This window comes from Imperialibacter sp., assembly GCF_040222815.1.
In the GTDB taxonomy this organism is placed as follows: Bacteria; Bacteroidota; Bacteroidia; order Cytophagales; family Cyclobacteriaceae; genus Imperialibacter.
In genome coordinates this window covers 135,673-149,548 of record NZ_JAVKCH010000057.1, presented here as the reverse complement: position 1 = coordinate 149,548, position 13,876 = coordinate 135,673, and the positions used below count along the sequence as shown (strand labels likewise).

Annotated in this window: 15 protein-coding genes; 6 read left to right on the top strand and 9 right to left on the bottom strand. The window is 45.0% G+C overall.

Going from position 1 to position 13,876, the window contains the following annotated elements; all coding sequences use genetic code 11:
- Nucleotides 1–41: 41 nt before the first annotated feature.
- The 5 genes from RIF36_RS26785 to RIF36_RS26765 form a co-directional block, all read right to left on the bottom strand.
- Nucleotides 42–917 carry an NAD kinase gene (locus RIF36_RS26785; protein ID WP_350072898.1) on the bottom strand — a complete coding sequence of 292 codons (876 nt, stop codon included), beginning with the start codon at nucleotides 915–917 and terminating at the stop codon, nucleotides 42–44.
- 25 nt (nucleotides 918–942) lie between these two features.
- Complete coding sequence (locus RIF36_RS26780; RefSeq protein WP_350072900.1) at nucleotides 943–1,608, bottom strand: CBS domain-containing protein; 666 nt, start codon at nucleotides 1,606–1,608, stop codon at nucleotides 943–945.
- Entirely contained in the window at nucleotides 1,605–2,366 is a 762-nt protein-coding gene (locus tag RIF36_RS26775; protein ID WP_350072902.1) for an alpha/beta fold hydrolase, read from the bottom strand. The genes RIF36_RS26780 and RIF36_RS26775 overlap by 4 nt, the downstream gene beginning before the upstream one ends.
- 75 nt (nucleotides 2,367–2,441) lie before the next feature.
- Nucleotides 2,442–3,014, bottom strand: a complete 573-nt coding sequence (locus RIF36_RS26770; RefSeq protein WP_193217808.1) for a CvpA family protein — start codon at nucleotides 3,012–3,014, stop codon at nucleotides 2,442–2,444.
- Nucleotides 3,015–3,019: 5 nt separating this feature from the next.
- Nucleotides 3,020–3,472 carry a GatB/YqeY domain-containing protein gene (locus RIF36_RS26765; protein WP_350128367.1) on the bottom strand — a complete coding sequence of 151 codons (453 nt, stop codon included), beginning with the start codon at nucleotides 3,470–3,472 and terminating at the stop codon, nucleotides 3,020–3,022.
- Between the two features lie 63 nt (nucleotides 3,473–3,535).
- Between RIF36_RS26765 and RIF36_RS26760 the strand changes: the two genes are divergently transcribed.
- The 4 genes from RIF36_RS26760 (at nucleotide 3,536) to metK (ending at nucleotide 7,064) form a co-directional block, all read left to right on the top strand.
- Nucleotides 3,536–4,249: a pyridoxine 5'-phosphate synthase gene (locus tag RIF36_RS26760; protein WP_350128371.1), complete on the top strand. Its 714-nt coding sequence runs from the start codon at nucleotides 3,536–3,538 to the stop codon at nucleotides 4,247–4,249.
- 4 nt (nucleotides 4,250–4,253) lie between these two features.
- Nucleotides 4,254–5,018: an alpha/beta fold hydrolase gene (locus tag RIF36_RS26755; RefSeq protein WP_350128374.1), complete on the top strand. Its 765-nt coding sequence runs from the start codon at nucleotides 4,254–4,256 to the stop codon at nucleotides 5,016–5,018.
- Nucleotides 5,019–5,026: 8 nt separating this feature from the next.
- Nucleotides 5,027–5,734 (top strand): SAM-dependent methyltransferase, encoded by a 708-nt coding sequence (locus tag RIF36_RS26750; protein ID WP_350128377.1) that lies wholly within the window; start codon nucleotides 5,027–5,029, stop codon nucleotides 5,732–5,734.
- Between the two features lie 79 nt (nucleotides 5,735–5,813).
- Complete coding sequence (metK, locus tag RIF36_RS26745; RefSeq protein WP_350128380.1) at nucleotides 5,814–7,064, top strand: methionine adenosyltransferase; 1,251 nt, start codon at nucleotides 5,814–5,816, stop codon at nucleotides 7,062–7,064.
- A 60-nt stretch (nucleotides 7,065–7,124) separates the two neighbouring features.
- Here metK and RIF36_RS26740 read toward each other — a convergent pair whose 3' ends face one another.
- The 3 genes from RIF36_RS26740 to truA are packed head-to-tail and all read right to left on the bottom strand — an operon-like array spanning nucleotide 7,125 to nucleotide 10,291.
- Entirely contained in the window at nucleotides 7,125–7,655 is a 531-nt protein-coding gene (locus tag RIF36_RS26740; RefSeq protein WP_350128383.1) for a hypothetical protein, read from the bottom strand.
- 57 nt (nucleotides 7,656–7,712) lie between these two features.
- Nucleotides 7,713–9,479, bottom strand: a complete 1,767-nt coding sequence (locus RIF36_RS26735; protein WP_350128408.1) for an ABC transporter ATP-binding protein — start codon at nucleotides 9,477–9,479, stop codon at nucleotides 7,713–7,715.
- 35 nt (nucleotides 9,480–9,514) lie between these two features.
- Nucleotides 9,515–10,291: a tRNA pseudouridine(38-40) synthase TruA gene (gene truA / locus RIF36_RS26730; RefSeq protein ID WP_350128386.1), complete on the bottom strand. Its 777-nt coding sequence runs from the start codon at nucleotides 10,289–10,291 to the stop codon at nucleotides 9,515–9,517.
- Nucleotides 10,292–10,362: 71 nt separating this feature from the next.
- Between truA and RIF36_RS26725 the strand changes: the two genes are divergently transcribed.
- Together RIF36_RS26725 and htpG are read left to right on the top strand one after the other, a co-directional pair.
- Nucleotides 10,363–10,857 carry a DUF4293 domain-containing protein gene (locus tag RIF36_RS26725; RefSeq protein WP_350128389.1) on the top strand — a complete coding sequence of 165 codons (495 nt, stop codon included), beginning with the start codon at nucleotides 10,363–10,365 and terminating at the stop codon, nucleotides 10,855–10,857.
- A gap of 175 nt (nucleotides 10,858–11,032) precedes the next feature.
- Entirely contained in the window at nucleotides 11,033–12,859 is a 1,827-nt protein-coding gene (htpG, locus tag RIF36_RS26720) for a molecular chaperone HtpG (RefSeq protein ID WP_350128392.1), read from the top strand.
- Between the two features lie 74 nt (nucleotides 12,860–12,933).
- Here htpG and RIF36_RS26715 read toward each other — a convergent pair whose 3' ends face one another.
- Nucleotides 12,934–13,824, bottom strand: a complete 891-nt coding sequence (locus tag RIF36_RS26715) for a 3-keto-disaccharide hydrolase (RefSeq protein ID WP_350128395.1) — start codon at nucleotides 13,822–13,824, stop codon at nucleotides 12,934–12,936.
- Between the last annotated feature and the right edge of the window lie 52 nt (nucleotides 13,825–13,876).

Here is a 13,876-nt window from a genome sequence, read left to right as displayed (position 1 = left end):
TTTTTTGTAAAAGTAGTGAAAAAAGAAAAGCTGGATTAAAATTAATTTCTAAGATCAAAGCCCCAATTTAGTTTATTCCTAAGTGTATCCAAAAACGAGTAGCCGTTGAGCTGGATCAATTTGGCTCTGAAATCCTCCTTCCTAACCGACATTTCTACCGAAGAATCAACCGTATGTGACCGTGAATCCAATGAGGCCAGGAAGTTTCTCCCCCTGCTTTCTATAACGAACGAAATGACACTTTCGTCAGGGACAATCAAAGGGCGTACGTTCAAGTTATGGGGACTAACCGGGGTTATCACAAAATTGTTTGAATGAGGCAGAATAACAGGCCCGCCACAACTAAGTGAATAGCCAGTGGATCCTGTTGGCGTCGAAACCATCAGTCCGTCAGCCCAATACGAATTAAGGTACTCTCCATTAATATAGCACTTAACGGTGATCATTGAAGAGGTATCCTTCTTTGTAATTGTGAATTCGTTCAGAGCAAAACTTGTATCGCCAAATACTTCCTTGTTCGTTTCTAGTCTCAGAAGTGTTCTGTAGTCGTAGGTAAAGCGTTGCTCAAAAAAAGATGTCAAAGCATTCTGAATATCCAGCTTTGAGATATTTGCCAGAAACCCCAGTCTGCCGGTGTTAATTCCCAAAATTGGTGTTTCTGCATGCTTCACATAGGTGACAGTTTCAAGCAATGTCCCGTCGCCACCTAAGCTGATAATAGCATCCAATGACTCAACGGGATTTGCTTTGCTGAGGTCCGGGCCATCTGGCAAGTCAAACCCCGCTTTGGTAGCGTGCTTTCGAAAGATTTGCGAAACTATTACCTCAACATTTTTCTTCTGAAGAAATAAGATAACCTCCTGAATAAATGGAATGGTGTCGCTGTTGAATTTATGACCATGGAGGGCTATTCTCATATCGGATTAACTAATTGTGCTGGCTTTAAATGCCCAGGTATTTCATTAAAATGTCCATTCTTTCCTGTTCGTCAACAGCTTCTGGAGCATTATTGAATTTAGCCACTATTTGATATCCAAACCTTTCCAAAGTTGCTTGTACCCGGCTAAGGTCTTCGAGGTTGATCTTGATCGTAAGGCTCACTTTTGAAGAATCATTTGGATCGTCAGTTAGATATGAGCTGAGAATCTTGCCATTGTCCGATTCTATGAGCCGACTAATTTCTGCCAGGGAATAATCTATCTGTTTCATTGAAAGCACGAGAATGCCCCCATGACTTTTTATCGAAGATGTCATGGCAAATGCCTGAATAACGTCTTCCAGCGTAATTACACCAAGGTAAGTGCCAACGTTGTCCGTTACTGCCACAAGCGACAATCCATTGTTGTCGCAGGCCTTTATCACGTCATAATAATGCTGCGATTGATCTACTTTACATTTAACGCCCTGTAAATCGTAGTCTGCTACTCTTGGCAGGGCTCCATTCAATTCAAGGATCGTGTCTTCATTGATGAATCCCAGAAATTCTCCCTTCTCAACAACAGGAAGTTCGGTCGAATGGAGTTCTTCCATCCACAGAATAGCTTTCTGAATTTCGTCACTCAGCTTGAGTGGAGGAATCATGTAATTGATAAGATCACTCGCTATCATGCAGCTTCATTTAGTAGAAACTCACTTAATATATCGTTAAACTTATCAGGGTGTTCCATCATTGGGGCATGGCAACACTTGTCGATGAACCTAAGTGTTGAATTGGGTATCAGTCTGTTGAATTCATGCGCCACCTCCGGAGGGGTGATGGTATCGTTAAGCCCCCACACCAGAAGGGTAGGTATTTTAATTGATTGTACTTCTTTGGCCATATTGTGGCGCTGAGCAGATTTTGCAATGGCTACAATGCGCATACACTTCGGGATGCTCTTAGTCGTTTCAAAAACTTCCTCTATATACTCCGGTGTTGCAGTTTTTGGATCGTAGAAAGTATATTCAACTCTCTCTTTTATGTACTCATAGCTACCTCTCTTTGGAAACGAGCCACCCATCGAATTTTCAAAAAGTCCGGAGCTGCCAGTAAGGATCATTTTCTTCACCTTGCTTTTGTTTGCAAGTGTATATATCAGCGCTATGTGGCCTCCAAGTGAATTGCCCATAAGAGTAAAATCTTTGAGTCCCATCATTTCGACGAAACCTTCAAGGTATTCGACTAATCCATCGAGGCCAGCTTCTCTAATCGGCATTTCGTAAATCGGAAGCATGGGAATGACGACTCTGTGCGTCTTGGAAAATCGGCGAACTACACTATCCCAGTTACTAAGGGCACCAAAAAGGCCGTGAAGAAGCAAAAGCGTTTCGCCCTTGCCCTCGTCGATATACGGATAGTTATTCTGTGTTTTTAGTTCTATGTTCATTCTGATCACTGAATTAACCCAATATAGATAAAATCCGTTCTGAGATAAAGTTTTTTGTTGATGTGTTGCTCAAGCCTAAACAATTCTTAGCTGAGTTAATGCCACAATATAGGCTTGCCTCTCTGCAGGCTGTTGTTCCGGGGTCAGCTTTTCGAAAAACTCCTTGACAAACGGCAACACTACAGAAATAGTGTCGATCATCCAGGGGGCGAGGCTCACCACAAAAGGATAAATTTTGGCTCCTTCGACGTATTCATCAGCTAGCTGAAACCCAAAAAAGGTCAACAGCCAAAGCAGGAAGCTTAAGGCTAAAGCCCATTTCAAAACACCAGCCAGAGACCCAGCCAGGTCGTCGAAGCTCCCAAGTAAAGTTAAGTCAATCGTTTTTTTAAGTGCCAGGCCAATTAGGTTAACGACGAGCACTATAACGACAAAAACGATAATAAAAGAGATGACAGGAACAAGCCCCGGCACTTTAGTAAAGTATCCGTCGAGGAAACTTGCCACAAGTGGGGTGAATTGAAACCCGCCAATAATTCCCAAAATGAAGGCAAACAGACCGACAATTTCCAACAGAAGTCCTTTTTGGAAACCCCGAAACGCTCCAAGAACAAGGATAATAAGAATGACTATATCAATGACTCTCAATGATCTTACTTGCTTAGTAGCTCTTTAACCAGCGTTGAGATCATTTTCCCGTCGGCTTTTCCAGCCAATGCTTTCGTAGCTGCGCCCATCACTTTGCCCATGTCCTGAGGGCCAGAGGCACCGACTTGAGCAATAATTTTTGCAACCTCCGACTTCACTTCTTCTTCTGAAAGTTGCTTTGGCAAAAATTCGTTGATAACATCCAGCTCGGCTTGCTCCTTTTCTGCCAAATCGGGTCGGTTTTGCTCTTCAAAAATAGCCAATGAGTCTTTTCTCTGCTTGGCGGCCTTAGTCAAAATGGCCATTTCCGCTGCCTGATCCAGCTCTGCTTTGGCACCCTTTTCAGACTCCGCCAACAAAATCAGCGACTTGATAGCTCTCAGTGCCCTCAGCCTTTCTGGGTTTTTGCTAAGCATGGCTTGCTTTATATCTCCATCGATTTGGGTTTTAAGGCTCATATCTGAATTTTTTAAAATCGTTATTGGTTAATTTGCAGCAAAGTTATACAAATCAGTATAAGAATGACCAGGCTCAGTGTTAACATAAATAAAGTGGCCACGCTCAGAAACGCCAGAGGAGCAAATAACCCTGACGTGGTAAAGGTTGCAAAAGACTGCGAGGTCTTCGGCGCACAGGGGATCACTGTACACCCACGGCCCGATGAAAGGCATATTCGCCATAGCGACGTGCTTGAGCTTTCGAAGATAGTGACCACTGAATTTAATATTGAAGGGTATCCCGACAGACGGTTTATCGATCTGGTAAAAACGGTAAAGCCTGCGCAAGCCACTTTGGTTCCAGATCCGCCGGAAGCGATCACATCAAACACAGGTTGGGATACCTTGAAACACCAGGTTTTCCTCGCTGAAGTCTCAGCAGAGCTCCACGCTGCTGGGGTAAGGGTCTCCATTTTCCTCAATCCGGACGTAAAATTGGTGGAGGCTGCAGCCAAAAGTGGAGCAGACAGAATAGAGCTCTACACCGAGCCATATGCCACGCATTATCATAGCAACCGGGAAAAAGCTGTCGCTTCTTATATCGAAACAGCAAAGCTGGCAAAGTCAGTGGGGCTTGGCATTAATGCCGGCCATGACCTTGACCTGCACAACCTGGCTTATTTAGTGCAGCAAATTCCGGCAATTGACGAAGTATCCATTGGGCATGCCCTGATCTGCGATGCCTTGTATTATGGGCTGGAAAACACTATCCAAATGTATCTGCGCCAGTTAACTTAAAACTATGAGTGACAAAAAGCTATTCTTTAGAAAACTGGGGCAGGGAAAGCCACTTATTATTTTGCACGGGCTTTTTGGAGCCTCGGACAACTGGTTGACCATTGGCAAGTCATTGTCAGAACATTTTGAGGTTTATCTGGTCGATCAGAGAAACCATGGCCAGTCGTTCCATGACCCAGCGCAAAATTTTGATGTGATGGCGGAAGATTTGGGCAACTTTATCAAAGAGAATAATATTGCTCAGCCGATTGTTCTTGGGCATTCAATGGGTGGCAAGGTGGCTATGAACTATGCGTTGAGCCATCCGGGCAAACTTGAGAAGCTGATTATTGTAGACATTTCACCTCGTGGTTACAAAATCCACCATGACCAGATACTGGAGGGGCTAAAGTCTATTGACCTTGGCTCTTTGGAATCGAGAAAGGAAGCGGATGATCAGCTGGCCAAATCTGTTCCCAATGTGGGCGAAAGACAGTTTCTGCTTAAAAGCCTTAGCAGAACCGGTGACGGATTCGAATGGAAAATAAACGTGGCTGCCATTGATAACAATATAGGACTGATTGTGGGGAAAATAGAAGGAGAGCCGAATCCAGTTCCCACCCTTTTCATTGACGGCGAGAATTCCAATTACATTCGGGACATTGACCTTCCAATTATCAAGAAGCTTTTTCCTGACAGCCAGGTTGTCACTATAAAAAATGCCGGACACTGGGTGCATGCCGAGCAGCCTGAAGCCTTTCTTGAGACATTGATGGCCTTTCTATCGTAGCAGAGCACATGAGCGCTGGAAAACTTTTTCTTGTACCAAGTCCACTTTCCGACAACAGGGTTGATCTGATAATAAATGGTCAGGTTAAAGAAATAATTTCCTCCCTCAACTGGTTCTTCGCTGAGAACATCAGAACCTCCAGAAGGTTTATCAGCTCCTTGAATTTAGGCAAGCCCATCGAATCGCTGCATTTTGCTGAGCTCAACAAAGACACTGAGGATGCAGAAATATCGAAGCTCATGGATATAGTCTTTTCGGGCGAAAGCGCTGGAGTTATATCCGAAGCTGGCTGCCCCGGAATAGCCGATCCAGGTGCTAAAATAGTCGCCCTTGCCCACAAAAAAGGAGTTGAAGTAATCCCACTGGTTGGTCCTTCGTCTATCTTTTTGGCGTTAATGGGTTCCGGGTTTTCTGGTCAGTCATTTACTTTTCATGGGTATTTGCCAATTGATAAGAGAGCAGCTCAAGACAAAATAAAACAAATGGAGAAGGAGGTTGTGCAACAGGGAACAACGCAAATCTTCATGGAAACACCTTACAGAAACAACCAGCTTCTGGAAGTGGTGGTCAGTGCCTGCCAAGATAACTCACTTTTGTGCGTGGCAAGTGATATCACAGGAGAGGGGGAGTTTATCCAAACAAAGAAAATTTCTGGCTGGAAGGCCAAGCGGCCTGACCTGCACAAAATACCAACCGTTTTCCTGCTTGGAAAATAATACCTGGGCCTCAGGTTTTTAAATAAGGAAAGCTCCGCTAAATTTGCACGCTTAAAAATCAGACAACAAAGAAAAACAAATGCCATATCTATTCACGTCGGAATCTGTGTCGGAAGGGCACCCTGATAAAGTAGCTGATCAAATTTCAGATGCACTGGTCGATCATTTTCTCGCTTTCGACCCTAATTCGAAAGTTGCTTGCGAAACACTTGTAACTACTGGACAGGTAGTGTTAGCTGGCGAAGTAAAGTCAGACACTTACATTGATGTACAATCAATTGCCCGTGAGGTGATCAACCGCATTGGTTATACCAAATCAGAGTATCAGTTCGAGGGCAATTCGTGCGGAGTGCTTTCTGCAGTGCATGAGCAATCGCCTGATATTAACAGAGGCGTTGATCGTGGCAAACCAGAGGAGCAAGGTGCCGGCGACCAGGGAATGATGTTTGGCTTTGCCAGCAACGAAACCTCAAGTTACATGCCTTTGGCACTTGACCTTTCACACAGGCTGCTGAGAGAACTGGCAGTGATGAGAAGAGAGAATGGCGCCATCAAGTACCTGAGACCTGACGCCAAGTCGCAAGTGACTATTGAATATTCTGATGACCATACGCCGATCAGAATCGACTCCATTGTTGTTTCGACGCAGCACGACGATTTTGATGAAGAAACAAAGATGCTTGTAAAAATTAAGCAGGACATCATCAGCGTTTTAATTCCAAGAGTAAAAGCTCAACTTCCTGATCATATTCAAAAACTGTTCAACGATCAGATAAAATACCACGTTAACCCAACTGGTAAGTTTGTGATTGGTGGCCCCCATGGTGACACTGGTTTAACGGGAAGAAAAATCATTGTCGACACTTACGGCGGCAAAGGCGCCCACGGTGGTGGTGCATTTTCCGGTAAAGACCCGAGCAAAGTTGACCGCTCCGCAGCTTATGCTACACGCCACATTGCCAAGAACCTTGTAGCTGCAGGTGTGGCTGATCAAATTCTTGTGCAGGTTTCTTATGCCATTGGCGTGGTAGAGCCAATGGGTATTTTTGTTGATACTTATGGCTCGGCAAAAGTGAAGTTGTCAGACGGCGAAATTGCCAGGAAAGTTTCAGCAATTTTTGATATGCGTCCAGGCATCATCGAACAGCGCTTGAAGCTTCGTCAGCCGATGTACCAGGAAGCAGCAGCTTACGGCCATATGGGCAGAAAAAATGAAGTGGTTAAGAAGAAGTTTGCCAGACCCGGCGAAACAAAAGAAATGGAAGTGGAGCTTTTCACCTGGGAAAAACTTGACTATGTTGACAAAGTAAAGAAAGAGTTTGGCCTATAAGCCTGGCAATAAATGATACGAATACTGACCTGTTAGCGAATGCTGGCAGGTCTTTTTTTGTCACTTAACGAACGCCTCGATTGTCACTGAATTATCTGGCAAATATCGCTGCATGAAGAAATCTTCCAGCACTATTCCTCTTTCCTGGCTGTAGTCAAAAATCATGGTTTGTATTTTTTCCCGACTGGGCCGCACCAACCAGTGCATGGAAAGGTTCAGCGTAAGGCTTCCCGGGGCTCTCAGCTTTTTCAATTGATAGTTGCCTTCAATTTGGGTTACCCTCCCTGTCAGCAATACACCAAAAAACTGATTTATTTCATCGCCATCTTCCGGGGGATAAGTGAGCTCCACCAAATCTCCCTTCCAGTTTTCGTTAACTATTTTTGATCGGATATCTTCAAAAACCATTCTTGCTGAATCTGCCACATACCGACCCTTGAAAGGTGTGCCCACTATATCGTAGCTTACAGTACCAGATTCCCGTACTTCGTATTCTTTAGTGCCACCAAGAAGAAAGTAAATGCTGAACGAAATAATTGCCAGAGAGACGGTGGAAATAGCGTAATACTTGTACCTGGGGTCAATCGTCATCGATCGGATGTTTTGAGGGTTCAAAAGAAATCAAAAAAAGATCGATTTCAAACTGCACTAAACAACCTCCTTATATTGCATTTTATGTAATTGAGCATAGTAGCCATTCATGCCCAAAAGCTCATCATGGGTGCCTTCCTCCTTTATTTCGCCTTTCTCAAGCACCACAATTTTGTTTGCCCGTTGAATTGTCGAGAGACGGTGAGCAATCACAATTGATGTTCTTCCTTTCATTAGCTTATCAATGGCTCCCTGAATCAGCTCTTCAGTCTCAGTATCAACTGATGAAGTGGCCTCATCGAGGACGATGATTTTGGGATCATACACCATGGCCCGCACAAAGGAGATGAGCTGGCGCTGCCCTACAGACAGTGTGGCGCCACGTTCCATCACATTATAGTCGAAGCCGCCTGGCAGCCGCTCTATAAACTCCCTTGCACCAACAAGTTCAGCTGCGTCAATCACTTTTGACTTTGGAATTTCGGGGTTGCCGAGAGTAATATTGTTGAGAATGGAATCTGAAAACAGAAAGACGTCTTGAAGCACGACACCGATATTGAGCCTGAGCGACGCCAGGTCATATTCTCTTACGTCCACCCCGTCAATGGTGATGCTGCCCTTATTGATTTCATAAAATCTACTCAGAAGGTTAATCACCGAAGACTTACCGGCTCCTGTAGCCCCCACCAAAGCAAGGGTTTCTCCCGGGTTCACTTCTAGATTGATATCCTTCAGCACATATTCTTCGTCGATGTAAGCAAACGATACATGCTCAAACTTCACTTCGCCCTTCAACGTAGTTGGCGCAAAAGTACCGTTGTTGGCGATGTGCTCTTTGCTGTCGAGCAAATCCAGAATCCTGTTGGAGCTAACGATGCCCATTTGCAGGGTGTTGAAGCGATCAGCAATCATCCTGATGGGGCGGAAAAACATCTGGATATACATGATAAATGAGATCAGCACGCCAAGGGTGATTTGATCGTCTATAACACCTCTGGCACCGTACCAAACTACAAGGCCGATACCCGCTGCCTGAATAACCTCCGCCACTGGGAAATAAATCGAATAGTACAATACCGACCTGATATTGGCCTTTTTATGCTCCCGGTTAATCTCTTTGAATTTTTCGTACTCCCTGTCTTCGCTGTTGAATATCTGCACGATGTTCATGCCTGTGATATGCTCCTGCACAAAAGAGTTCAGGTTGGAAACGGCTGTACGCACCTCATTGAATGCCACCTTTACTTTCTCCTTGAACACGTAGGTACTGATGATCAGTAGTGGCAGGGTTGAAAGACTTACAAGGGTAAGCTTCCAGCTGATGGCGAACATCATAGCAAAGATGACGATGATTTGAAGCAAGTCGCCTATAATAGCCGCTAAGCCTTCGCTGAAAACATCGGACAGGGTTTCCACGTCAGAAACGTTGCGGGTAACAAGGCGACCGATGGGTGTTTTGTCAAAAAACTTGAGTTTCAGGGTTTGGAGGTGCTTGAAGAGCTTGATCCTGATGTCTCGAATAATGAACTGGCCCAGCCAGCCGGACAGGTAAGTATGGCTGTATTGCACAATGGCGGTGGCGACGATTACCCCGACCAAAATGAGCGTCATGTTCACCAGCCCCTGGAAATCACCAATGGCCACGTACTTATCAATCGTAATCTGAATGAGGTAAGGGCGAAGTGGGGACAAAAACGCTAGCAGAATGGTGAGCACCACCAGAAAGTAAAACTTGCCTATGTAGGGCTTTGCAAAGACAAAAAGTCGCCTGAGTACTTTCAGGTCAATGATATTTCCGCTTACGGTTTCCTTTTCCAAAACTATCGACTAGGGACGTGGTTAGTAATTAACTGCAAATTTCAAGAAAGGATATAAATTTCTTCAGGATAAGTAACGTTTGTTAGAAAAAGACCTTCAGCTGGCACATTGCGGGCCGCCGACTTCCTGTCTCTGCTCTCCAAAATCTCCTTAAACTCAGTCTGGCTCAGTCTGCCCTGTCCTGCCTCCAGCAGTGTTCCAACCACGGCCCGAACCATCCCTCTTAAAAATCTATTGGCACTAACGTAAAATACAAGGCTATCGTTCTCTCTTCTCCAGCGAGCTTCGAAAATATCACAATCAAAATGCTTGACATCAGTCTTCACTTTGCTGAACGACTGAAAGTCCTTCCATGTCAACATGAGTGCTGCCGTGCTGTTCATGACATCCACATCCAACTCCGGCCTGAAAAGATAGCTGTATTTAGTTTTGAAGGGATCCTTTTTTTGATGAATGTGATATTCGTAAGATCGTGACTCAGCGTCGAAGCGGGCATGCGCTTCGGGCCGCACAGGCTTTATCCAATGAGCGGCAATGTCGTGAGGCAGTAGGGAATTAAGCCTGTAGAGAAATTCCTCAGGTTCGTGCCTGAGTTCCATGTCGACGTGGGCCACCTGCACCCTGGCATGCACGCCTGCATCGGTTCGCCCACTGCCCACACATTCCACTTCGGTGCCCTGTAAGGTGCTCAAACATTGGGTAACAACCTGCTGCACAGCCACAGCGTTGTGTTGGGTCTGCCAACCGCTATATTTTGTGCCATCGTAACTCAACTGAATAAAATACCGCATGCCCGGCAAAGGTAATTCATTCAACATAATTCACATGTTCAGCCGATTAAGGTTTTCTCTAAAGTCTTTTATGCGTTTATTTGCCAAAAATTCTTCCAATGCTTCAGCGAATCCAATCTATATTTCTGGCGCTTGCTGCCATCGTCATGGTCATCATTGTCTTTCTCCCGCTATGGCAAAAAATTGATGTCGAAAAAAGTGAAATAGTGACCATTACCGCTCTTGAAATCACCCATATCAGATATGCTGGAGACGGAGTGGCAGTAGACGAGATCTTAGCTGAAAAAAACATCATGTATGTAGCGGCCCTTTGCCTGATAGCTGCAGGAGTCGCCATTTTTTCTATTTTTCAGTTTGGTAACAGGCTACGTCAAATTCAGTTCGGTGCTCTGAACTCACTTATTATTGGTGGTACGATGTTTCTCGTCCTCTACTTTTGCTGGAACGCAGAAAAGACAATCGTTCCTTCCGAAAAAGGTGCTTACCTGGCGGCCTTCTATCTTTTTCCAGTGGCCCTCATCCTCAACTCTATGGCCAATCGTTTTATCCGGCGTGACGAGAGGCTGGTGCGTGACTCCAACAGGCTCAGATAAAATCATAATTCTTTAATGCGGCAGTAATCGACAAAATGGTCGACGAAGGTGGCTAATTCCGTTGGCCTGACACTTCTTACTGCCATCCTGACAGCCTTGTGGGTAAAATCGGGCTATGGAACGGCTTTTGCCAACCCTTCACTTATTGACCAATCATTTGCAAACAAATACAAACATGGTAACAGAAGAAAAAGGCACCCTTTCGATCCACACCGAGAATATTTTTCCCATTATCAAGAAATTTCTCTATTCGGATCACGAGATCTTTTTGAGGGAGTTGGTATCGAATGCCGTGGATGCCACACAAAAGCTGAACCGCCTGGCAGCCCTGGGCGAGTACAAAGGAAAAATTGGTGACACAAAAATTAAAGTGTCTATCGATGAGAAAGCAAAAACAATCACAATCAGTGACAAAGGCATTGGATTAACGACCGATGAAATAAAAAAATACATCAACCAAATTGCCTTTTCGGGCGCAGCCGAATTTGTTGAGAAATACAAAGATAAAGGAGAGGAAAAGCAAATCATCGGTCATTTCGGCCTTGGTTTCTACTCTTCCTACATGGTCGCCAAAAAGGTAGAAATCTTCACGAAATCGTATCAGACAGGTGCCGAAGCTGCCCGCTGGGAGTGCGATGGGTCGACTGATTTTGAAATTACCCCGACCAAGAAAAAAGACAGGGGTACCGACATAGTGCTTCACATTGCTGAAGATTCTGAAGAGTTTTTGCAAAAGCACAGACTTCAGGGTATTCTGGATAAATACTGCAAGTTCCTGCCTATCGAAATTGAATTCGACGACAAGGTGGTTAACAACCCAAGCCCCATCTGGACCAAGCAGCCAAGTGAATTGAAGGATGAGGACTACCTGAACTTTTACAAAGAGCTTTATCCATTTGCTGAGGATCCGCTTTTCTGGATTCACCTGAACGTGGATTATCCTTTCAACCTTACTGGTGTGCTGTATTTTCCTAAGCTGAAAAATGAGCTGGATGTTCAGAGAAATAAAATTCAGCTATACAGCCGCCAGGTGTTCATTACCGACGAGGTGAAGGACGTAGTGCCTGAGTTTTTGATGCTTCTTCACGGCGTGATCGACTCTCCCGACATTCCTTTGAATGTATCGAGGAGCTACCTTCAGTCGGACGGGAACGTGAAGAAAATCAACACTTACATTACCAAGAAAGTAGCAGATAAGCTTGGCGACCTCTTCAAGAAAGACAGAGCAGGGTATGAGAAAAAGTGGAACGACATTGGCCTTTTCGTGAAATACGGGATGATCAGCGAAGAGAAGTTCTATGAGAAAGCGCTTGACTACACGCTTGTGCAGGACATCGACGACAAGTTTTACACGCTTAAAGAATACGAAGAGCATGTAAAGCCGAATCAAACCGATAAAGACGGTAACGCTATTTTCCTTTACACAACAAAACAAGCTCAGCAGCACAGCTACATTGAAAACGCCCGCAAGCGTGAGTATGGTGTGCTGAAAATGGACGGCCAGCTCGACAACCACTTCATCAACCACATGGAAATGAAGATGGAAAAGGTAAACTGGAAGCGAGTGGATGCTGATGTGCTGGACAAATTGATCGACAAAGACGAGAAGAAGGAGTCGGTGCTTTCAGAGAAGGAGCAAACTGAAGTAAAAGAACTTTTTGATAAAGCGATAAACAACAAAGCATTCACAGTAAATGTGGAGGCTATGTCGACTGACGACATGCCGGTGGTAATCACATTGCCGGAGTTTATGCGCAGAATGAAAGACATGTCGGCAATGGGTGGAGGAATGGCCATGATGGGCAATATGCCTGACGCTTATTCAGTAGCTGTAAATGGCAATCATGCGTTGGTTGGCAAGATTCTCAAAGCAGCATCAGATGAGGAAAAAACTGCCCTTGCCAAGCAGGCATTTGATTTGGCCAAGTTGTCTCAGAACTTGCTGACAGGCCCTGAGCTAACCGCCTTTATCAAAAGAAGCCTTGATATAGTATCGGTCTAGGCGCCAATGCCAGCTATAAAGTTAAATCCCCGGAGCGATTCGGGGATTTTTTGTTTTTCAGCATTCAGTAGAAGCTACTTTTTGTATCTGCAGGCGCCAGGCTTCGATTTGATGAAATAGCTTTTGTAATTCGTAGCCTTCGGATCCATGCAACCTTCCAGGTTAAGTAGCTCGATATTCTTGAAATCTATCGGCTGTCCTTCACTCTGCAAGGCAATATATCCTTCTGTCAATGGCTTGCCTGGCTCCCAAAGAGCTGGATCGTAACCAGTAACGACGCCTCCGCCCATTTGAGGTTTGGAATAACGCAGCACTTCTTCGCCATTCACCTTATGAATGACCAAAGAGTCGCCCATCACGATTAACTCCGTGTGCACCCATTGGTCACCTTCATAGGTAGCTGAAGTAGAGTTGATACAGTGGTTAGGGTCAACCTTGCCATTGTACACGACATCAGTGCCAGGCGAGCACATGTTGCACGTGGGCCGTGGCTTACCATCGCCCAAGCCTGCGAGGAACTGCATTTCCACAGAGATCGGCCAGTTTTGCTCTTTCGGCATTGAGCGTGGATCCTGTGAATGGAACATCACCCCGCTGTTTTTTATCGTGTACTCGGGGGCACCCCGCTGCAATTCGCCAACAAACCGATAGTCCATCACGAGGCGATAATAGGAGTACGGTTGCTTGTAGTATAAATGCCCAAACTGCTCGTTGAAGTCGCCGTATTGATCGTAGCGAACTTTGATGATGCCATCCTCCACTCTGAATGTATTGCCAAAGTTGACGTCCACATCGTGGTGGTGAATTTTAACAATCCAGTCATTGATGTCCTTTCCGTTGAAAAGCGTCGTCCATTCCTCCTTGGCCTTTTTTGACTGGCCTATTACAGCCGTTGCCAGCGTAGGTATCAGTAGAATCGCTATTGTCACTGATCTAAACAAACGAGAAATAGAGTGGTTTTTCATAGGTGTTTTTCTTGTAATTATAGGCAGTTCCAAAGAATTACTCCCCGGATAC

Excerpts from the sequence above, each read along its gene's own strand:
- RIF36_RS26775 (WP_350072902.1), bottom strand. The coding sequence starts at position 2,366 with ATGAACATAGAACTAAAAACACAGAATAACTATCCGTATATCGACGAG.
- RIF36_RS26760 (WP_350128371.1), top strand. The coding sequence starts at position 3,536 with ATGACCAGGCTCAGTGTTAACATAAATAAAGTGGCCACGCTCAGAAAC.
- RIF36_RS26725 (WP_350128389.1), top strand. The coding sequence starts at position 10,363 with ATGCTTCAGCGAATCCAATCTATATTTCTGGCGCTTGCTGCCATCGTC.
- RIF36_RS26780 (WP_350072900.1), bottom strand. The coding sequence starts at position 1,608 with ATGATAGCGAGTGATCTTATCAATTACATGATTCCTCCACTCAAGCTG.
- RIF36_RS26755 (WP_350128374.1), top strand. The coding sequence starts at position 4,254 with ATGAGTGACAAAAAGCTATTCTTTAGAAAACTGGGGCAGGGAAAGCCA.
- RIF36_RS26765 (WP_350128367.1), bottom strand. The coding sequence starts at position 3,472 with ATGAGCCTTAAAACCCAAATCGATGGAGATATAAAGCAAGCCATGCTT.
- metK (WP_350128380.1), top strand. The coding sequence starts at position 5,814 with ATGCCATATCTATTCACGTCGGAATCTGTGTCGGAAGGGCACCCTGAT.
- RIF36_RS26715 (WP_350128395.1), bottom strand. The coding sequence starts at position 13,824 with ATGAAAAACCACTCTATTTCTCGTTTGTTTAGATCAGTGACAATAGCG.
- truA (WP_350128386.1), bottom strand. The coding sequence starts at position 10,291 with ATGTTGAATGAATTACCTTTGCCGGGCATGCGGTATTTTATTCAGTTG.
- RIF36_RS26750 (WP_350128377.1), top strand. The coding sequence starts at position 5,027 with ATGAGCGCTGGAAAACTTTTTCTTGTACCAAGTCCACTTTCCGACAAC.
- htpG (WP_350128392.1), top strand. The coding sequence starts at position 11,033 with ATGGTAACAGAAGAAAAAGGCACCCTTTCGATCCACACCGAGAATATT.
- RIF36_RS26740 (WP_350128383.1), bottom strand. The coding sequence starts at position 7,655 with ATGACGATTGACCCCAGGTACAAGTATTACGCTATTTCCACCGTCTCT.
- RIF36_RS26785 (WP_350072898.1), bottom strand. The coding sequence starts at position 917 with ATGAGAATAGCCCTCCATGGTCATAAATTCAACAGCGACACCATTCCA.